The sequence below is a fragment of the Vibrio fluminensis genome, from assembly GCF_015278125.1.
GTDB classification, from domain to species: Bacteria; Pseudomonadota; Gammaproteobacteria; order Enterobacterales; family Vibrionaceae; genus Vibrio; species Vibrio fluminensis.
In genome coordinates this window covers 111,285-131,719 of the sequence record NZ_JADILO010000009.1, presented here as the reverse complement: position 1 = coordinate 131,719, position 20,435 = coordinate 111,285, and the positions used below count along the sequence as shown (strand labels likewise).

Here is a 20,435-nt window from a genome sequence, read left to right as displayed (position 1 = left end):
GATTAACTCTCTTGCGGGTCTGAGGTCACACGCTTTCGCTTGGGTTGATAAAGGTTAACGATGTTGCCACCCAACATAAGCAAGGCACCTATTAGCAATGTCACCTCTATCTTTTCAGCATAAAAAAGTGCGCCTACGATGGCGATGGCTGGTAAACGTAGGAAATCCATCGTTACCACTATCGCCGCATCGGCGTACTTCATTGCATTCGACAAACAATAGTGGGCAGACATCGCAGTAATACCAATGGCTGCCATCCACAACCACTGATTGCTATTGGGCGACTCCCAATGAGGTAGCGCAAAAACCAGCGTGATTGGAAACTGAATAATGCACATATAAAACAAAATCGTCAGAGGCGCATCGGTGCTCGCTAGTGTGCGGGTACTAATATAGGTAAAGCTATAACAGATTGCCGCTAGCAAAATGACTATCACGCCAAAATCTATTTGCTTAAATCCTGGTTGAACGATGATCAACACACCAAGAAAGCCACACATAATCGCAATAAGCTTGCGCGCCGTTAAGGATTCTTTTAGCACCACATAGGCCAAAATCGCAGTCCAAAATGGCACGGTGAACTCAAGTGCAAACACTTCAGCTAGTGGCAGCAGGCCGATAGCGACAAACCAACCGTATTGTCCGGCAAGGTGGCTGATATTCCGAAAGCTATGCCATTTTAACCGCTGAGTGCGAAACAGATCAGTTTTTCCGCTGACAGCAATTATCGCCACGACAACGCCTAAGCTTATCGCACTACGCACAAACAGTACTTGAAAGGTATTTAGCTCACCGCTGAGTTCTTTGGCACCAATTGCCATCAAACAAAAAGATGCCAATGCTCCTAGCATCCATACCGCTGATTTGTAGATAACCGACTCCCTATTCTGTGGGGCTTTAGCTCTGGCTGAGTATTTTTCGTTGCAACTTAACAGCAACTACAAGTAGATCGTGCCGCGCAAATAAATTACTGCAAAACCAGAGATCAACACTCGCTCGCTTTGCATACGGCAATACAACATACCGCCACGCTTAGACGCCTGATAAGCGAGCAATTCTTGTTTGTCTAATTGCTGCGCCCAATAAGGAACCAAGCCCGCATGAATAGAGCCTGTTACAGGGTCTTCTTCCCCACCATTAGCTGGCCAGAAATAGCGAGACACAAAATCATAGTTTTCACTCGGTGCTGTTACCACAACATCAAGTGGCGCTAACTGTTTAAGAAACTCGGCTTGATAGCTTACCTGCTCAACCTCTAGCTCAGATGCATAGACGGCAAAATAAGCTTGGCGATTTTTGAGAACCTGCACAGGTTCAATGGACAAACCTTGAATCAGAGCTTGTGGAACATTTTCAACCAGCTCAGGCATCTGGTTGGGAAAACTCATCTCAATTCTGCCATCATCTCGGCAGTTAACGTATAACGAGCCCACCTCTTGAGTAATAAACTCAAGTTCTCCTGCACTTTCATAGAGATTATAGAGCACATAAGAAGCGGCCAACGTAGCGTGACCACAAAAATCAATTTCCGTTAACGGTGAAAACCAACGAATTTGATACTGGTTTAGCGAAACTTGCTTAATAAATGCGGTTTCAGATAAGTTGTTTTCTGTCGCAATGCTTTGCATCACCGTATCATCAAGCCAGTCCTCTAACGGAATTACCGCTGCCGAATTTCCTTTGAATTGTTGAGTGGTAAAAGTATCAACAACATAAACATCCAGTTCCATTCTCCCTCCCTGAGATAACATAAAAATGGGGAGCGAGCGTACAACTCCTCCCCGTATTGTTTATCAACCATTTAGCTCAATGCGAATTCAACCGCCGCTTCCGCATGTATCTGCGTCGTATCATACAGTTTTGTATCGGTATGCTGTTGCTCAACCAACAACGCAATCTCAGTGCAACCAAGGATCACCGCTTGTGCGCCCTGCTTGACTAAATCATCGATGATCTCGAGATAGCGCTCGCGGGATTCAGGCTTGATCTCACCCTTGCATAACTCTTGATAAATAACGTCATGGACTATGGTGCGCTGCTCGTCACTTGGGATCACGACTTCAATACCAAACTTATCCACTAAACGCTGTTTGTAAAAATCCTGCTCCATTGTAAAGCGTGTGCCCAATAGACCCACTTTACTGATCCCATCCATCACCAGTTGCTCGGCTGTTGCATCCGCGATGTGCAAAATAGATTTGGTGATGTGAGGCTCAATTTGCGGTACCACTTTATGCATGGTATTCGTGCATATCAGCACAAAATCTGCCCCACCCGCTTCAACTGATTGCGCGGCCTGAGTGAGAATCTCAGCGGTTTCATCCCACTTGCCTTGATGTTGCAGCTGCTCAATCTCATGAAAATCGACACTATAAAGACAAATTTTCGCCGAGTGTAAACCGCCAAGCTTATTTTTGATACCCTGATTCAGTGCTTTGTAGTAACTGGCGGTAGACTCCCAGCTCATACCACCAATTAGTCCGATTGTTTTCATTTTTAGTTCTCTAATGGGTACAAGTGACCACTAATTCGGTTGCCGGTAATTTCAACCATCCCTAGCGCAGGGGCTGTTGTTTCCGTTGCAAAACGAAGATTACCTTTACCACTCCATACTGCGTTATTACCTGCCGTTTGCCAACCGCCAGTCTCACTGATGTGGTTGGCGAGTAATACTGGGAAGCGATGTTTTTTAGCGATTCTCGCCAGTCGTTCCGCATCCGCCTCATAACCCTTTGGCGACACTAACGCACTAACCAAATACACATCCGCTTCATCTTCGGCAGCTTCGCTACTATGAATCGGCTGAGTAAAATCCGCACAAATTGCTAATGCTAATTTGTAACCTTTTAATCGTAATGTGTAATTATGCTGGCCTGCGGAACAATACTCATCTTCACCAGTATGCAGATACTGTTTAGCATAATAGTCTAGCTCACCTGTCGGTTTGCAGATCACAGCACTTATTGATGGTTTCTTTTTCGCCTGTTTTAAAAAACAACCCGCAACAATCGTAATTTGCTGAGTAACCGCTAATTCTGATAAATCACGTAAAATGCTATGTTTGGAATCAAAACATAATTCTGCCGCCATCGGCAGTACATAACCCGTCAAAGAAAGCTCAGGAAATAAAATAAGATCCGCCCCTTGTTCCGCGGCTGTTTTAGTCGCTTTCACATGTTGACGAAAATTCGCTTCAACATCGCCATCAATCACTGGAATCTGTGCTAACGCCACTGAAAGGTTATTTGTATTCATAACAATACTCCAACGACAACTACTTACCACGACCTGTGGTAAGAAAATGTACCCAATCTTGTCTATTGCGTAAACTAGCTTGCTCAGCGGCAGATTCAACTGGATAAGAAACTTTGTGAAACGCCACATTCCAATCACCAGATTCACTCTGTGAAAGAACAGCGTAACTTGCTTTAGAACTATAGGTTTCCATCGAGTGCAGATGAGGTTCATCATCGGTATAAGCTGGCATACCCACACTACCGGGGTTAATGACCAACTGGCCAGTCGAAAGCTCTACACAGCGTGGAATATGCGTATGGCCACATAAGATCACGGATGAAGAATTACCTTGAAGTAAATCGAGAATTTCTTGATCGCCACGAAGAATCGGAAAGCCTTGCTTTGTCTCTTCCAACAAGTAAACCAAATCATTACTTGGCGTCCCGTGGCATGCATAGATATGCTCAGAAATCTGACAGTCAAAAGGAAGTGACTTCATCCACTCGATTGGTTCTCCGCCCAAATCTTGCAAAATGAACTGCATAGTAGGATTTGATGAGATTTCTTGATCGCCAGCTTGGTAAATTTGGCGATCTTGATTGCCACAAATCGTAATGGTATCAAGCGACTGGAGAAGCTCAAACGTTGCTTTTGGGGCGATTGGACCATATAGAATATCGCCCAAATTAATAAACTTATCTACGCCCTCTGCTTGGGCATGTTCAACAACTGCTTTCAGTGCGTAGTAGTTGCTGTGAATATCAGAGAGCAACGCGTATTTTGACATCCTACTCAATCCTTGAGTTGTGACTAGTACGTCAATATAGCAGTATAATTATCGTTCAAACAATAAGTTAAAATGATATTTATAAGATTACTTCAATAATGGGAGGAGCTCGGGGTATTGCAGGTTCAAACCGTGTGCTTTGAGCCAATAAAGCGTAATCGGCTTGCTCTGCAACGAGACTGTGCTTGATGTAGAGTGTAGGTGTTGTCGTAAAGTCTGGTAGTGGTGAAAAATAGGCAAAAGGGCAAGGCTTGCTATGCTGAGGAGAGGCTTTAGCTTGCTCCAGTTGTACATACTCAAAACCATTGATGGTACACAAACGCGCCCACACCCCAGCATTAACGCCTTGAGCATTGATTATTGGCATTAGCGTCACCAAAACCCAACTCAAAGCACTTGCTAGCAACATCCGCTGTTGAAACACATTTCTATGTTTAGGCGTTGGTGTTTGCATCTTTGCCCTCTTAACTTGAAGCACAAATATATAACCAACTTGAAACACATTCAGGAAAAGTGTTTAAAATTCATCCACAGATCAAAAAATTACCAATTTTTCGTGATGACTTGGCTCAGCACACCATTGGATATTATCCCCGAACCAACATCCCAGATAGGGCGACCGCTCACCAAATTATCAAATGCTCGCCACCACTCACCATGCACAACTAAAAGTACAGCATCAGATTTTTTACTTTCCGTTATTATCCACTGCTTTGCTCTTTCAAGGCGTAGTCTGAGGTCAAGATCACTTTCACACCCTGTCACTTGCAATCCCGTCTGATGGTAACGGCTGTGATAATGTCTCCATTGCTCATTTTTGGTATCGGAAGGTTCAATTAACAAACCTTGCAGTACACCAAAGTGACGCTCACGTAACAAAGGCGAACTGGTTACACGACTGCAACTAACACGGCTCTGGAGGTGTTTGGCTGTCTCTAATGCTCGCCCAAGATCTGAACTTAGTATTGATAACGATGTGACTTTGGGAAGCTCGTATTTACGCAAAGCAGACTTCGCAGATGCTGTGAGCTCGCTATCTAACTGCCCTTGTAGACGCCCTTGTCGATTCCAAACCGTCTCACCATGACGCATCACCCATATGTTATTTTTCCCCATCGCCTAACTCTGTACGCCAACGATGGGCAATGGGCTATTTTCAGGTGAGGAAAAGGCACTAATGCGTTTTAACGCGCTTGTTAACGCTTGCTCCAATCGCAGCAGTTGCTCTGAGTCTGCGCACAAGCCTAGTCTAATTGCGTCTTTTTCGTCGCACAATCGCACTAACACTAACTCATCACAGAGAAAGTCAAAGAGTAACGGAGCTTGCGAGTGTTCTATACGCATAAATAAACTGGCTGACACAACTTCTTGCTTGGGTAGCAGCTCTTTTATCACACTGAACTGCTTTGATCTAAGTTGCTCCAACTCTCGCGCGGTTGACTGTTGCCAAAGTCTATCAAATAACGCGACTTTAGCGATATAGCGACTCGCGCCCGATAGCGTCCATGGACCAAGCTCTTGCCCAATTCTATCTAACCAATGGCCATTGGCAGCGACAAAGCCAACTCTTAAGCCGGCAAGCCCAAAAAATTTTCCTAACGAACGCAGTACTATCGTATTTGCTCTCAAAGGAAAACTAAGACGCGAGTTGTCGCTGTCTCCGTCCATAAATGCTTCATCGATGATCAACACTTGTTGCTCTGTAAGGCGGCTTTCAATATTGTCGATATCTTTTGTTGTTAGTTTATGTGTTGTTGGGTTATTGGGATTAATAATAAGCAGCACTGCACAACGGCTTAACTGCTCGTTATTTGGTGTTGTGTCATAATACTCGAGGCTCCAACCTCCATTTTGCCAAGCATAAGCGTGCTCTCGATAACCGACACTCGGCATCAAGACGGTACCTTTATTGGGATATTGACTTACTAACACGCGAGGTAAACACATGATCGCGGCTTGAGATCCTGCAACCGGCAATAATTCAGGATAACCATAGTATTCAGATGCCGCGGCCAGTAAACCATCTTCATCTTCTGGCAGTCGATGCCAAATAGAACTAGGAATCTCCGGTATCGGGTAGGAAATAGGACTGATTCCTGTACTCAAGTCTAGCCACTGTTTAGGATCCGAATTGCGAAGCAATGCTTCTTGGATTAGTCGTCCACCATGATGCAACATATTACATACCTAACAATACAAAAAACCATATCATGACCAACCAAAGCAATGTCGTAGATGAGAGTAAACGACACGCACGCGCAATATCTTTAGCTTGGGCGATCGGCCCAATCCCCATGGGTGGCTTTTGTTGCCAAACTGCGTGATAACAGACTCTTCCTCCTAATTGGATATTGAGAGATCCCGCTCCTGCACACATAACAACACCACCATTCGGGCTAGAACAGAGTGAAGCTTGTCTATGAACGCAACGCAAAGCTTGCTGTATATCTCCTAAGATGGCATACGCAAAAGCGGTCATTCGCGCTGGTACGTAACCTAGCAGATCGTCAATTTTCGCTGCTGTGAAACCAAACCGAATATACTTCTCTGTTTTGTAACCCCACATAGCATCAAGAGTGTTGGCAAGACGGAACAAAACCGCACCAGGCACGCCAAAAATAAGGGTCCAAAAAAGTACACCTATAATCGCATCATTCACGTTTTCTAACACTGATTCGACGGTCGCGATGGAGATTTGCTGTTCATCCATTTGACTTGCATCACGACTCACTATCATCTGCACCGCTTGACGAGCCTCTGCAAGTTTCCCCTGGTCTAACGGTATAAAAATCGCCATCGCATGTTGTACAAGACTCTTCCCTCCAACACACAAATACACCACAGCTGTATCAAAAATAAAGCGAACAAGGTTGGAGTCGAACGAGGCAGAAATAAAATAGGTAACAACAATAAACGGAATAACAGAAAACAACCAAGAAATTACACCTTGGACGCCAGCGTTAGCCGATTTTACTCGTCGGCACTGCACGGCTATCCACGAAGCATATCGACCAAAGCCAACTAAAGGGTGTAATCGATTCGGTTCTCCAAACCACTTATCAAGCAAAATGGCCATACTTAACACTGAGGCTAAGTAAATAATTCCTTGTTCTAGCAACATAAATGCAATTTACCGAAGAAAACTTGTGCGTTAGCTTACCTTCGAATTAATAAATCGCAATATCTAGACACTGTTTACAACGATCGCGGTAGAAAACTAAGTTGACGCAACGCACTTTCTACTACCTATCGCTCTTCATTTTCGACACAGTTCTTTACATAACAACTCAGAACACAAACAATTTTAAACTTATTGACAAAAATAATTTTATTTGCGGAACTATACACATATAATTATAACAAGATTATGAAACTTATAACTCCATCAAGGAATCGCGATGAAATACTTGATTACCTTGCTTATATTTATTTTTAGCCCTCTGGTTTTCGCCTCTCCGCTAAAGATCTATCTTGCAGATGGTACAACCGTTGAAACCAATATGGTCAATTTACTCGCAGAGTTCTCTACAACCAGTTTTGAGACACGTTTGCCTTGGTTTCCAGACCAGCGTTCTTTTACAGGCATTCCAGTCATGAAGTTAGTCGAGCGTTACGGGGACGAAAACACCTTTGCGGTAACATTCCTAGCCCTAAATGACTACGCTGCTACCAGTACCGTTGAGGACATCCAAAAGTTTGCACCGATTGTCGCAGTCAAGATGAATGGAGAACCAATGAAAATTCGTCATAAAGGCCCTTATTGGTTAATTTTCAATCTCAACAAATATCCAGAGATCGATAACATTGGTTACCACTCTCAAATGGTATGGCAGATAGACGAAATAATTTTGCATAGTAATCAAGATGGCGAACGATAAAAATACCTCTAAGAAAAACATTTTAAAGCGCTCAAAAGTCTTACTAATCGTTCTATCTATTGTATTGGTTGTGGCTAATTGCTTTGTACTACTGGAAACCCGAGCGCTATCTCGTTCGTTTTCAGAGCAACAGAACCAAGCGACTTGGTCGTTATTCCAGCTGTCGAAAGAATTCTCATCCCTTGTGACGATCGCGCCAGTGTACGCAGCTAGCGATCAATACCGCATAGAAGCGGAACTTGCGTATGAGTTAACGTGGAGTCGCTTTGACCTTTTACTACACGCCAAAGAGTCGGAGAGCTTTATGGAGATTGAGGGGACGCGCCAGTTTTTTAGCCAATTGTTTGATCGCTACAAAAAACTAGAATCATTAGCCATAAACATCGACACTCCTGTTCAAGCTGAAACATTTGTTCAGCAACTCAATTCGATTTACCGCGAATTGTTGGATTACCTCAACCAAAACTTCCAAATTAAAAACCCATTTTTCCAAAAGCAAACCGAACGAGCTAGAGCCCTAGAGCATTTGCAAATTTCGTTGATGCTACTGCTATTTTCGTGTTTTATGTTGGTCGGTTATATTCTAAACCTAGAATCCAAATCTAATCGACAGCTCGCGATGACAGATGCGTTAACTAACATCCCAAACCGACTTGCAATGGCGCAAGTCATTCAGGATCACATCGATCAGCAGCTGCCTTTTACCCTGTGCATTTTGGATTTAAATGGCTTTAAACAAATCAACGACTTGTTTGGTCATCAGGCCGGAGACAAAGCGTTGCAAATTCTCGCGAAGAGATTTATGAATACAGACAACCGTTTGCAATTCTCATGCTATCGTATCGGCGGGGATGAGTTTGCTCTAATTCTGCGGCAAAAATCGAGTGCCAAAATGGAGCACGCACTTAACTGCGCGCTCGACTGCTTTTCTGAGGAATTCGAAGTGAAGCCAGATACATTATACCCGCTGTCAGCAAGTGTGGGCCTCGCCAGCTACCCTAATCAAGGCAAAGATTTCAGCTCATTAATCAGTATTGCTGACAGAAACATGTACCAAATGAAATTTGCAACTCGGTCTCGAGCAAAACAAACATAGTGGCAAAACCTGCAATTATTCCAACTCTACTCGGCGCCATTAGGCTCCGACTGGTTAAACTTTTCACCTTCACTATTAACAGCGAACAAACTCACCAACAGCAACACCCACACAATGTCTGTGCCAAAGAAAACCCCACTCTCTGACATACCAAAACAGAGTATGATTAAGATATTCACAAAGCAGACATTAATCGCAGGCGAGTTACCTTCATAAAATGGAAATTTAAGCAAAGACTTCAGTAATAACAGCATGACTGAAGCAAAACCAACAACGCCGATTCCCAGATAAATATCTAAATATGAGTTATGCGTAGACTTCGCTGACCAGCCGAACTCACTGGCAAATTCATGCATAATCTCTGGACGATAAAATAAGCCAAAACCATGGCCAAAAATGGGTTTCTCCATGCCAATATAAAACAGCACCTCCCAAAGGCCAGTCCGTCCCGTCAGTGTTGGCTCTTTACCAAGAGCGTAGGTAATCTCTTCAAAATATATCGCACCAAGGTTTGCTGAAATCAAAACAACGGCGATAACCAAATAGTAAACGATAATTCTTAGGTTGATGTTGCGTAGATAGCTAAACAAATGCAGGCTGAAAAACAGTAAACTACTGAGCATAAACAGAACTAATGACGTGGTCGATTTGGCAGAGAACACCATAAATAGACTCAATATATACAGCGCCAAGTTCGCCAACTTAATTTTGCCACTCGTGTACTTGAACGCGCACAAGAAAAAGACACCCGATATAACATTAAAAAAACCAAACAGGTTTTTGTGTAAGAACATCCCCCGGAAAGCGCCTGCGTGGATGCCTTGCATCATCCCATATTGAGGAAATACGATGATATACACGAAGTTGATGATCGTTAGGGCTGCTATGTAGAAATAAACAAAATCGACTAATTTTGCAGAACCAAACCTTTGCACAAAGAAAAACAAAGGCAAAAACACCACTAGAAACGACAAAAAGTATCGCGCTGATAACAATCCATATTGAGAAAAAATCATTGAAATGGCGATGGAAAAGAAGATGCAATAACTCACCAACGAGATTTTTCTCTTTAACAATGCGCGATTGGGATACAGAAAAACATAAACCAACAGCAGTGCGAACGTTAGTGCTTGCAAGATTTTTTGTGGTAGGAAGCTTGCTTGACCAATCTGAGACTCTAGACTCGGGTAGCCAAACCCGATATTGGATGCTCGGATAAATGTAAACACTAGCATCGTAACTAAAAGAAAAGTTTCGAACCTATTCTTTTCAAATTCCATTTCTTTACTCTACAACTAAGTTACTGTACGTATAAGACAACTGGCCAGGTTTAAGCCAACCACTAGGTTTATATATTCCCAGCTTCAGATAAGGTCCTTCGACATCATTAAAAGCATTAGGGCCTTTCTTAAACGAAACCACTTCATCATTGATTGAGATCTTTAGAAAACCATCCTGACCAGTACTTAGCTTGCCTGCAACCTCAATTCGATAATTTGCGTTTGACTTAAAAGGAACCCGATCAAATAGCTTATTAGAACGGATAGAATTCCCCTCATTGGCACAACTTCCGTTAATGGTCTGAGATATTCTCTCTTTATCGAAGCGGCTAAATGCCCTTAGCATGCCACCTTTTACTTCAACAGATAAAATTGGACAACGCCATACCTCACCTTCTTCCAAGTCAGGGAAAGAGTGGATTTGCATGATGTTATGCCAGTAATTTTCGTGATAGTTGCTATTCACAGCGATATCAAACGCGACCTCAAATTCACGCCCTAGAGATAACCAAGTGCGATTCGCTACCTCACAGCGAGGTCTTTCATCTGAACTAAAATGCTGGACGATTAACTTATTTTTCTCCGTGGTCATATTTTGTTTGTCGCACTCTCTCATCCACCCCAAATCACCAAAATTAATCAGTTGCTGAGCCGCTACGGTGGTATGCAAAAACAATAGACCAACCACGAAATATTTAAGCATTCTCGTATTTTTCTTTCTTCGAGTTAAGCATCGTCAATAAAAACTTTACGTTACCAATGACATAACGTTTAAATAAGCGTTTTGGTTCTTTGAGTAATCGATAACACCACTCTAACCCCAGCATACGCATGATTTCAGGAGCCCTTTCGACCCTCCCGCCCATAAAATCAACAATAGCACCACCACATATGATCACCGCACCATTGCAGTAGGGTTTGATAGCATGAGCTACTAACTCTTGCTTAGGCATTCCCATCGCAAGCAAGATAATATCAAGCTTAGGGTTGTTCTTTACAAGATCAACGTAATAATCAACCGTCTGAAAACCATCCGCTTTTACGACTGTCTCTGCACCAGTCGCATCTAAAGCAGGCATTGCGCTATCAATCGTACACAACGTTGTTCCCAGAACGGCCATTTTCTTTCCTGAGCCAATTGCACTAATCAAATAGGGAATGTAGTCCGTTCCATTGAGGTTATAACCAGGCTCGATGCCTAGGTACTTGCAATATATCTTTACCCCAATCCCGTCACGCAGAACCACGTCTAAATCCTGAAGAGATTGATAAAAATCCCGTTCTTGCTTAGCCAAATTAAATGCATGCGCATTAACAAAACCAACAGTCAGTGTTTCGCTATTAGAAAGTCTTTCTTCGATCGCCTCAGTCGCTTTTTTAGGCGAGTCAAAGATGGTTACTTTATCCATTAAATCTACAAATGCTTTCGCCATATTACCCACACAATTTTTCGATTAAAAAGTTTGCTCTATCATCCCAACAATTCTTACGCGCTAAAGTCGCTCGCGCGATAATCCGTTCTGAGGTGTTATTTTCGATCTGGGAGACCACAGCATTCGAGAATGCATTGTGATCATTCACCACCGACAGCAATGACGCGACGTCCGCTTCTAAGTCACAATCTGTCGTCACCACAGGAATGCCATATGAAAAGTACTCATATATTTTCAAAGGATTTCTGTAGCGATTAAATTTGTTGGGTTTATATAAGCAAACAGCCAAATCAAATGTCGCTAAATAATTGGGCAAAAGCGCGTAGTCAACATAGCCCATGAGTTCTACATTGCTGTATCTCTCAAGCACTTTTTGATATTCATCAACCTTGACGGGTCCAATAAAACGAAACTTATAATCGGGGAACTTTTCAACTAAATGCACGGCAAGTTCAAGGTCAAAACTCTCATCTAATTGGCCAACAAAACCGATGACTTTTTCACTATTATCCTTTAACTGCGATATGAGTTGAGAAGGCACTAGGTCCCGCGATATCGCATTGGGGTATACGTAGACGTTGTTTAGGCTCTCATAACCAAGGTCGACCATTAATCTTCGGCTGCTAAAACACGTCATGTCACTGTTACGAACACAATCATTTAGTACCGACTCGAACTGACGTTGCTGTGCAAAAAAGTAGCCTTTATCCGCTGAATAGTTATCGTAGTGAATATAGATATTGTTGTGCTTTGGCAAATATAGTGATTGATCAGGCTTATAAAACAGATGATAGCTATCGTTAGTAGCGACACCACTGACTATACGTAAGAGTTGTAACTGTAGATAAATTGGCACAGTGACAAATAGCCATAACAACACGCGGTGCTTAAATGCAATCGAGAGCGGAAGTAGCGTATATAAGTCGCGAATTTCTACTTGGCTATCTTTCTCTTTTTTTCCACGACTAAAAACAAACCGAGGTCGATTAAAGTAATGTACTTTAACTTGAGAAGCTTTCCCTTGCTCTGCCAACGCTAAAACCTCTCGTTTGCGATGGTAACTGACAAAGTCTGACGTAATAGAGAATATACTAATAAGCTTGCTCATCGTTTACTCTCAATACCTTTATTAAATAAGATAGCCTTATAAAAACCACTCATCCAATAGAGTCCACATACGTACATAAATGGCGCATAAACAAATAACATCTTGCTGCTAAAAGCGTAACGAATATTTCGTACATTGATACGGGTGATCTTGGCCAACATCATCAATGGTAACAACAAAAGCAGAGCGAATTTGGTCAACGTACTCGCCTTCTCTTCGTAGCGAATAAAATAGATGTTATTGCCCGTAATCTTTATTTTTTTCAAAACTTTCGCCAGAGGTGAGTCTTGAATTTGGTAACCAACCACTTCAGGAGCAAGCTTTAGCTCATAGCCAGATTGAACTAATCGCTCAGTCAACTCGGTATCTTGCATTCGTGGAATGTCTTTAAAACCGCCTGCCTCAACAAACACCTTGCGGTTGATGATTAAAAAGGCGGAACTTAAGTTACTGCGAACCGTCTCAGGGCGACTAGAATGGGATTCATGATTAAAATAAAAGTGTTCAACGTATGATGAAAACGTAACATCTTTTTTCTCATTGAGATCCAATGCCGCGCCAAATACCAAGTTGCCGCGCGCAACGTTCTCTTCAATTTTCACTAACGCATTCTGCTCCAGCACAATATCGCCATCAACGAATACCAACGTTTCTCCACTGCTCTCTCTGGTACCTATATTACGCCCCTCGCCTGGGTTAAAACGCTCCGGTGTATGGACATACTTTACAAATGCATAGTTTTGACAAACTTGAGCAACTTTATCGTGTGGGGAGCAATCAACCACTACCACTTCTAACTGCTCGACACTCTTATGTTGTGCATCAATTGAATCAAGGCACGCGGGTAAATTATCTTCTGCACAATAAGATGGAATAATAATAGAAATACTCATGAGTTCCTCGAATCAATGATGGTGTTATAAACTTTCTCTAATTTTTGTGTTTGTTTGCTAAAGCAATGGGTTTCTGTTGCAAATTTTCTTGCACTAAGACTGAACTGAGCTCTCATTGCTTCATCTTCAATTAAAACTAGAAGCCTTTGAGTCAGAGCTTTGCTGTCTTTCTGTTTTGCGACCAAGCCCGATATCTCTGGTGCAATTGCCTCAGACATACCACCTGAATCAAATACAACGGCCGGAACAGCCATTGATTGAGCCTCAACAATTGTGAGTGCGAGCGCTTCTTCCTGGCCATTAGCGAGCTGGATACTCGGCTGACAGTACAGTTTGGCTTTATTCAGCTCTTGGATAATTTCTTGTTGGGTTAATCGCCCCAAAAATTGCACTTTTTCCCCCACGCCAGCACGGGCGTTAGCGTATTCCTGTAACGCAGGGGTTAACTCGCCGTCACCTATCAATTTAAGTCGCCAGTTAGGATGCTTTTCTACGACATCGGTAAACGCATCAATCAAATAGCGAATACCTTTACATTCGATATGGCGTGCCACACAAACAATAGCATTCTCGCGTTCTATCGATTCATCAGGTCGAAAATGCTCCGTATCGATACCTAAGTAGTTGGTAACAATATTTTCTTGCGGAAATCCCTTTTCGATTAATTTGGAACGAATAAAATCGGATACCGCGATAAAAGTTGCGCCACTTTTGGCTAATTTATCGATGTTATTACTGAAGTCTTTCAAAAGACGACCGTGCTTGACTCGATCTATCTCATCAATCGTGATATCGACACCATGAAAAGTCACCACATGGGGAATCGAAAGTTTTCGTGCTATTGTCGACATCGCATAGCCATTCTGACCGAAATGACTATGAATTAAGTCGGCATTAAGCGCTTTAATCTTGCGGTACAGCGATGGGGACACAAAGCCCGCTTTATACAATTTGTCTTGTACCTTCCCGAGCAACTGCTCGGTTATTATTTCCGTTTCTGTATGCGCGAGCTCTAACCCATTGTTGACGCGATCACTACCGACTAAGCAAACACTAAAGTGCTGCAGACCTTCGATATGGTTTTTAATAAAAGTTTCTGAATACGGGAGCACTTTATTGGTATGAATAGCAACTTTATTTGGCTTCATTACTGCTACTCCTCAGCTTATCCATCGCATTACAACAGCCAAAATAGTAGTTAGCTTTGTATTTCCACCAAAACAGTCTCTTGCTCTCCTGTCTAGCGAACACGTTACTCAGCAACTGATAGAGGTTTTGCTTCGCTTTACTCGCTAGAGCCAGTTTAGCGCTGTAACTGGTATGATTGACTAACGTGACACCGGCACCAAGTCTCATCGCCCTTTTTAGCACCCAATCTAAAGTGATTGATGAACTTGGAACCCAGTGATCGACACTAAACGCTTTTGATGAAAAACTCTTATAGCCTCTACGCGCTGCGCGCTTAGTAAACTCAGTTTCACTACCCATCGGGTAACAGTCAGTGCCATCTGGGCCAACATTCTCATCAAATCGAAGGTGCTTAAACACCTCCGCTTTGACCACCATGTTTGGTCCCCAAACTTTACCTGGGTCACACTCTCCTTCGATAAAATCTTCTTTCACCGCATAAAGCGCCCCCAAAGGAGCCCAATCAAGAAGCCATTTAGGTGGTGGGTTCTCCCACTCCGGCACAATTCGCCCACCAAAAATCGCGTAATCCGAGTTCTGTTTTACTGTGTTTGAAATATTCTGTAGCCAATTTGGCTCGGCTTTAATATCGTCATCTGTAAAGACATAGAACTCACCTTTGGCGAACCCAAGAGCAGTGTTCAGCGCGGTGTTCTTGCCGGGCTTAGATTCAAACAAATAGGTAAGCGGTAACTTATCGAGGTATGAACGAATAATCTGTTCGCTACCATCATTACTATTGTTATTGACTACAATTAATTGCCACTCTTCAGAAAAATTCTGTTCAACCAAAGAGTCTAAAGTCCTTTTTAACTTTGCTTCTCCGTTATAGGTAGCAAATATCACACTTAGCATATCATTCCCTAGATGCTTAATAATTAAGACCGCGAAACAATCTTTCGAATAAATTTAATATCAATAAGCGCAACAAAAAGCGGATATATCAACAGCCCGAGAGCCACTGTGTAGCCCAATTGCATAAGAGGCTCAATACTTTGTTTACCCACCAGCAACATGTTTGTTGTCACCATTGCAAGGCAAGCTATCGCGGCGCCTAAAAATACTTTGTTCGACTCAATTAAGCCTAAACTCAACCTTGTTTGCAGCTGTTTAGCTAAGAACGGATAATTAAACGCAAAGCGAATAAATTGAGATAATACTGCGGCCAGTACACCAAACTCATCAAACAATAAGTAGCAAGCCAGAAGGGCAATTGCACTCGACACAATGTCCGCGGCTAATGTCGACTGCGGCGTACCTAAAGAGGTCAACAAAGTAGGGACATAGATGCGTGAATGTGACAGCACAACGACCAAAGCAAGCGCTTGTATAACCGGTACTGCATCGAGCCATTTATCGCCAAAAACAAGCATTAAGAAAGGTTCAATTGCCAATCCTAAGCCTATAAAAATAGGCGCAAAAAGCAGCATGGAAACTTTCGTCACGTCCATATAAAGTGTTTTAAGTTGTTTTAAACATTCACTTTTGGCAAACAGTGGCAATATAAAACTAATCGCCCCACTGGTAATGGCAGAGCGCGGAAGATCAACAACGCGCCAAGCGAAGGAATAGATACCCGCAGCAGTCGTCCCCAAAGTTGCACCGATTAACACAGGTAAGCCCTTGATGTAGCCTTCCCAGCTTAGCTTTCTAAGCGAAATAGCGTAACCAATCGAGAGAATTTCATAAAAAAGACGAAGACGGAAAATCGGCTTCACTCGTAATCTTTGCACACCAAACAAGCAAACCATCACCACAAACTCTGTCGCTACAGAGTGCAAAACCATGGATAAGGCTCCTAAGCCAAACCAAGCGGTACTGATTCCCACTGTAGCACCAACACATCGTCCAACAAGCAAAGCCTGAGACATGCGCTTAAACTTGTTTCGACGTCTTAATATGCCAGAGTAAATGCCATTGATTGACAAAATCGGGATGATTATCGCGGCAACAGTTAGCAGCAGCTCTAAATCACCCAGCCCTAACGACCACGAAATCAATACGAAGATCGCAACTAAACTTAACGTCAGTAGTAATGAGCCAAAAAGAGCAGTACTCAAACTCGCAACGGTTAGCTTTTTCTTGCACACCAAAGGATCTTGAAAAAGAGTTGCTACTGTTTGGCCAATTCCCATCGCTAAAGAGAGTGCTATGGTCGCTTCGCCAAATTCCGCAGGTGATAACATAACTGCGTACATTGAAAACGAAATCACGGCGATAATAGTCACACCAAACTTTTCGAACAGTATCCAGAGCAAAGAATACAAACTCTTTCCTTTTTTATTGCCCATAGTTTCGCTCAATAATTCCTTAACAAGTCAACAGAATGGCTAGGCTGTGAAGACGCCCCAAACACCCAAAATAAAAAGCAAGGCTGTATTCGATTTAGTCACGCAAAAGGTCTAGCGCAATTACCCCAAATACAGCCCATAGCGGTTAGTCTTGGCCAAACAAATCCCTGGTATAAACTTTATCCGCTACATCATAAAGTTCACTCACCATACGATTACTGACAATCACATCACTGTTGTTCTTGAATGTATTAAAATCTTCTATCACCGTTGAGTTAAAGAAAGTGGCCTCTTTTAGTAGCGGCTCAAAAACGACAACCTCGATGCCCTTCGCTTTTAGGCGTTTCATGATCCCTTGAATACTCGAATCACGGAAGTTATCTGAGCCAGACTTCATGATAAGTCGGTAAATACCGACTACTTTAGGATTCTTACGCGCAATTGACTCTGCCACAAAGTCCTTGCGAGTCGTATTTGAGTCAACGATAGCTTTGATAATGTTATTTGGGACGTCTTGATAGTTCGCCAATAACTGTTTGGTGTCTTTTGGCAAGCAGTAACCACCGTAGCCAAATGATGGGTTGTTGTAGTGCGTGCCAATACGAGGGTCTAACCCTACCCCTTCAATGATATGTCGGCTATCGAGGCCGTGGCTTTCTGCGTAGGAATCCAGCTCGTTAAAATAAGCGACACGCATTGCAAGGTAAGTATTTGAAAAGAGCTTAACCGCTTCAGCCTCTGTCGAGTTAGTGAACAATACCGGAATATCTTTCTTTTCCGCACCTTCTAACAATAGATTGGCAAAACCTCTCGCTCGCTCAGACTCTTCACCCACAATGACTCGAGATGGATGAAGGTTGTCATAAAGCGCTTTACCTTCTCTAAGAAACTCAGGAGAAAACAATACATTATCAATACCCAGCTCACTCTTGATTCGCTCAGTATAGCCAACAGGTATTGTTGACTTAATGATGATAGTGCTGCTTGGTGCGTATTCACGAGCATCTTTTAAAACAGCCTCTACACTGCCTGTGTCAAAATAATTTGTCTCAGGATCGTAGTTAGTTGGTGTCGCGACTATCACGTAATCGGTATCTTGATACGCCAGTTGTTTATCTGTTGTTGCAACAAGATTAAGCGCCTTTTGGTCCAAAAACAGTTCCACCTCTGCGTCAGAGATAGGTGACTCTCCTCGGTTAATCATTGCAACTTTGTCGTTATCAATATCCAGCGCAATGACTTCATGGTTTTGCGCGATCAATAAAGCATTTGATAGACCGACATAGCCCGTTCCAACAACTGTAACCTTCATCTTTGTATTCCTTTAAACTTCTTGCGGGCAATAAGCCTTGTATTCGTTGTATCCAAACGTTGGATTAATACTAGTAAGCGGTTTTTCCGACAAAACCTTTAAATATAGTGAGAAAAATAATCTTAATATCGAGCCACAGGGACCACTGACGAATATAGTTAAGATCGTATTCAACACGTTTTTCCATCTTGTCTAGCGTATCCGTTTCACCACGATAGCCATTGATTTGCGCCCATCCGGTAATCCCTGGTTTCACTTTATGACGAAGCATATATTTGTCTACGATCACTCGGTACTCTTCATTATGAGAAACGGCATGAGGTCTTGGACCTACTATCGACATGCGACCTTGCAAAACATTGATAAATTGAGGTAACTCATCTAACGACGTTCGGCGAATAAATGCGCCGAATTTTGTCACGCGAGGATCGCCTTTGGTCGCTTGCTTAACTTCCGCTCCGTTATCCATCACGCGCATGGAACGAAACTTCCATACTTTAATTTTCTTGCCATCAATACCATAACGATCTTGCTTGAAAATAATTGGACCTGGCGATGAAAATTTAACACCTAAAGCCACGAATAAAAGAACCGGACTAATCATCAGCAAAATTAGTGAAGAAACAATAATATCTTCCAAGCGTTTAACAAACGTCGACATGCCATAAAAAGGCGTATCATGGACACTAAGGGTTGGGACACTACCCACATTACGCCAACGCGACTGAATTAAGTCAAAGGTAAAAAAGTCAGGCACGATATATACACGGGCAGTGCTGTCTGAAAAATAATTAACCACTTCTTTAATGCGGCTACTTGCTTCCATAGGTAGCGCCACATACACATGACGAAAATCACGCTCTTTAGCCATTTTAAGAGCGTCATTGATTGAGCCGCTGACTTTCATCTGATTTTTTTCGTTGAATAAACGCTCTTGGCTACGATCATCAAAAACCCCGACTAAACGCAATCCGTGTTCCGAATTTTTCTCGATTTCTTTTGCTAATGCCATGCCAGCACTCGTTGCGCCAATAATGATCGTCTTTTGCGTATAAGAGTTAGATCGTGAAGAGTAGCGAACCTTACTATAAATGAAGCGATATACCGTCAACATAATAGGTGTTGCGATAAACCAAGTGGTTAGGGCCACTCGCGAGAATTGTTCGGTTATCTTAAAACCAAATCCAAGCACTAGAACAAAACCTATCGCACATAGCCAAGACAACAAAATTGGCGCTAGAGTCTGCCTCAATGATAATGAAAAAGAAGGATTATAAACTCCCAGTAGCTCTGCCAGCACACTGTATGACAAAATAGCGATGCTTGTTGCCAAAATATAGTAAATATCCCAAACACCCGTATATAAATACGATGTCAGAAATATCATGGCCGTAATCAGCATAATATCCACGACCCTATAGGCGGTGATATGCTCTTCTCCGTGCCTCTTGATTATTCCACTTTCTCTCATAGTACTTTCCCTGTCCAACCAACAATCGAAAATTACACCCTACTCTTTCGCTGTGCGTACTTTGACCAACATGTTCAATATTCGAAGATGCATAGTTTGTATTGTTTTATGTAAAAGAAAACCAATTTTGTTGTCATATTTGGCCATTTCGCCAAGTTGAGATGGCAATAATTCCAACATTTGAGACTTTAATAAACTATATATGACCAGAATGGCACTTGGAATGATAATGCGACACATATCACAATGGAAATTTATTAACTAGAATGAGAAATAGCCACTATTTGCTATAAAATAAAATGTAAACATCAACTTTTTAACTAAATACTCAATTACAAAGTAATATTCATTGTTTCAGAAGTTGCAATACCCCATACCAATAGGGCCTATTCGTTATAGTAGTATCAATACGATTATCATGGCTTTCAAGTACATAGCTAACGAACTTGCATCAATCTTTC

Annotated in this window: 21 protein-coding genes; 2 read left to right on the top strand and 19 right to left on the bottom strand. The window is 42.4% G+C overall.

The window, feature by feature from the left end:
* Positions 1–2 precede the first annotated feature (2 nt).
* The 9 genes from IRQ95_RS08760 to cbiB all read right to left on the bottom strand — a co-directional run bounded on the left by IRQ95_RS08760 (position 3) and on the right by cbiB (position 7,145).
* Positions 3–851 carry a DMT family transporter gene (locus IRQ95_RS08760; protein WP_194436585.1) on the bottom strand — a complete coding sequence of 283 codons (849 nt, stop codon included), beginning with the start codon at positions 849–851 and terminating at the stop codon, positions 3–5.
* Positions 852–938: 87 nt separating this feature from the next.
* Positions 939–1,730 carry a PhzF family phenazine biosynthesis protein gene (locus IRQ95_RS08755; RefSeq protein WP_194436584.1) on the bottom strand — a complete coding sequence of 264 codons (792 nt, stop codon included), beginning with the start codon at positions 1,728–1,730 and terminating at the stop codon, positions 939–941.
* Positions 1,731–1,801: 71 nt separating this feature from the next.
* Positions 1,802–2,494 carry an aspartate/glutamate racemase family protein gene (locus tag IRQ95_RS08750; protein WP_194436583.1) on the bottom strand — a complete coding sequence of 231 codons (693 nt, stop codon included), beginning with the start codon at positions 2,492–2,494 and terminating at the stop codon, positions 1,802–1,804.
* A gap of 2 nt (positions 2,495–2,496) precedes the next feature.
* Positions 2,497–3,255, bottom strand: a complete 759-nt coding sequence (locus IRQ95_RS08745) for a carbon-nitrogen hydrolase family protein (protein WP_194436582.1) — start codon at positions 3,253–3,255, stop codon at positions 2,497–2,499.
* A gap of 19 nt (positions 3,256–3,274) precedes the next feature.
* Positions 3,275–4,024 (bottom strand): metallophosphoesterase family protein, encoded by a 750-nt coding sequence (locus tag IRQ95_RS08740; RefSeq protein ID WP_194436581.1) that lies wholly within the window; start codon positions 4,022–4,024, stop codon positions 3,275–3,277.
* A 79-nt stretch (positions 4,025–4,103) separates the two neighbouring features.
* Positions 4,104–4,478, bottom strand: a complete 375-nt coding sequence (locus tag IRQ95_RS08735) for a hypothetical protein (RefSeq protein WP_228481345.1) — start codon at positions 4,476–4,478, stop codon at positions 4,104–4,106.
* A gap of 89 nt (positions 4,479–4,567) precedes the next feature.
* Positions 4,568–5,140 carry a histidine phosphatase family protein gene (locus IRQ95_RS08730; protein ID WP_194436580.1) on the bottom strand — a complete coding sequence of 191 codons (573 nt, stop codon included), beginning with the start codon at positions 5,138–5,140 and terminating at the stop codon, positions 4,568–4,570.
* Between the two features lie 3 nt (positions 5,141–5,143).
* On the bottom strand, positions 5,144–6,202 hold the full coding sequence (locus IRQ95_RS08725) for a threonine-phosphate decarboxylase (protein ID WP_194436579.1): 1,059 nt from the start codon (positions 6,200–6,202) through the stop codon (positions 5,144–5,146).
* 1 nt (position 6,203) lies between these two features.
* On the bottom strand, positions 6,204–7,145 hold the full coding sequence (gene cbiB / locus IRQ95_RS08720; protein WP_194436578.1) for an adenosylcobinamide-phosphate synthase CbiB: 942 nt from the start codon (positions 7,143–7,145) through the stop codon (positions 6,204–6,206).
* Between the two features lie 277 nt (positions 7,146–7,422).
* On the opposite strand from cbiB, the gene IRQ95_RS08715 reads away from it, so the two are divergent.
* Positions 7,423–7,902 carry a putative pterin-binding protein gene (locus tag IRQ95_RS08715; RefSeq protein WP_194436577.1) on the top strand — a complete coding sequence of 160 codons (480 nt, stop codon included), beginning with the start codon at positions 7,423–7,425 and terminating at the stop codon, positions 7,900–7,902.
* Complete coding sequence (locus IRQ95_RS08710; RefSeq protein WP_194436576.1) at positions 7,889–8,998, top strand: GGDEF domain-containing protein; 1,110 nt, start codon at positions 7,889–7,891, stop codon at positions 8,996–8,998. The genes IRQ95_RS08715 and IRQ95_RS08710 overlap by 14 nt, the downstream gene beginning before the upstream one ends.
* Positions 8,999–9,024: 26 nt before the next feature.
* Here the strand turns inward: IRQ95_RS08710 and IRQ95_RS22390 are convergent, their stop codons facing one another.
* From IRQ95_RS22390 to IRQ95_RS08660, 10 genes are all read right to left on the bottom strand, one after another.
* Entirely contained in the window at positions 9,025–10,227 is a 1,203-nt protein-coding gene (locus IRQ95_RS22390) for an O-antigen ligase family protein (protein ID WP_194436575.1), read from the bottom strand.
* A gap of 55 nt (positions 10,228–10,282) precedes the next feature.
* Positions 10,283–10,981 (bottom strand): heparin lyase I family protein, encoded by a 699-nt coding sequence (locus tag IRQ95_RS08700; RefSeq protein WP_194436574.1) that lies wholly within the window; start codon positions 10,979–10,981, stop codon positions 10,283–10,285.
* The gene (locus IRQ95_RS08695) at positions 10,974–11,711 is read right to left on the bottom strand and encodes a WecB/TagA/CpsF family glycosyltransferase (RefSeq protein ID WP_194436573.1); all 738 of its coding nucleotides are present in this window, start codon (positions 11,709–11,711) and stop codon (positions 10,974–10,976) included. Before IRQ95_RS08695 ends, IRQ95_RS08700 begins: the two co-directional genes overlap by 8 nt.
* A gap of 1 nt (position 11,712) precedes the next feature.
* Complete coding sequence (locus tag IRQ95_RS08690; RefSeq protein ID WP_194436572.1) at positions 11,713–12,819, bottom strand: glycosyltransferase; 1,107 nt, start codon at positions 12,817–12,819, stop codon at positions 11,713–11,715.
* The gene (locus IRQ95_RS08685; protein WP_194436571.1) at positions 12,816–13,712 is read right to left on the bottom strand and encodes a glycosyltransferase family 2 protein; all 897 of its coding nucleotides are present in this window, start codon (positions 13,710–13,712) and stop codon (positions 12,816–12,818) included. Before IRQ95_RS08685 ends, IRQ95_RS08690 begins: the two co-directional genes overlap by 4 nt.
* Positions 13,709–14,860, bottom strand: a complete 1,152-nt coding sequence (locus IRQ95_RS08680) for a glycosyltransferase (protein ID WP_194436570.1) — start codon at positions 14,858–14,860, stop codon at positions 13,709–13,711. The genes IRQ95_RS08685 and IRQ95_RS08680 overlap by 4 nt, the downstream gene beginning before the upstream one ends.
* Entirely contained in the window at positions 14,847–15,755 is a 909-nt protein-coding gene (locus IRQ95_RS08675) for a glycosyltransferase family 2 protein (protein ID WP_194436569.1), read from the bottom strand. The genes IRQ95_RS08680 and IRQ95_RS08675 overlap by 14 nt, the downstream gene beginning before the upstream one ends.
* Positions 15,756–15,778: 23 nt before the next feature.
* Entirely contained in the window at positions 15,779–17,167 is a 1,389-nt protein-coding gene (locus tag IRQ95_RS08670) for an oligosaccharide flippase family protein (protein WP_194436568.1), read from the bottom strand.
* Positions 17,168–17,336: 169 nt separating this feature from the next.
* Complete coding sequence (locus IRQ95_RS08665) at positions 17,337–18,503, bottom strand: nucleotide sugar dehydrogenase (protein WP_194436567.1); 1,167 nt, start codon at positions 18,501–18,503, stop codon at positions 17,337–17,339.
* Positions 18,504–18,573: 70 nt separating this feature from the next.
* Positions 18,574–19,974 (bottom strand): undecaprenyl-phosphate glucose phosphotransferase, encoded by a 1,401-nt coding sequence (locus IRQ95_RS08660; RefSeq protein WP_194436566.1) that lies wholly within the window; start codon positions 19,972–19,974, stop codon positions 18,574–18,576.
* Positions 19,975–20,435 lie beyond the last annotated feature (461 nt).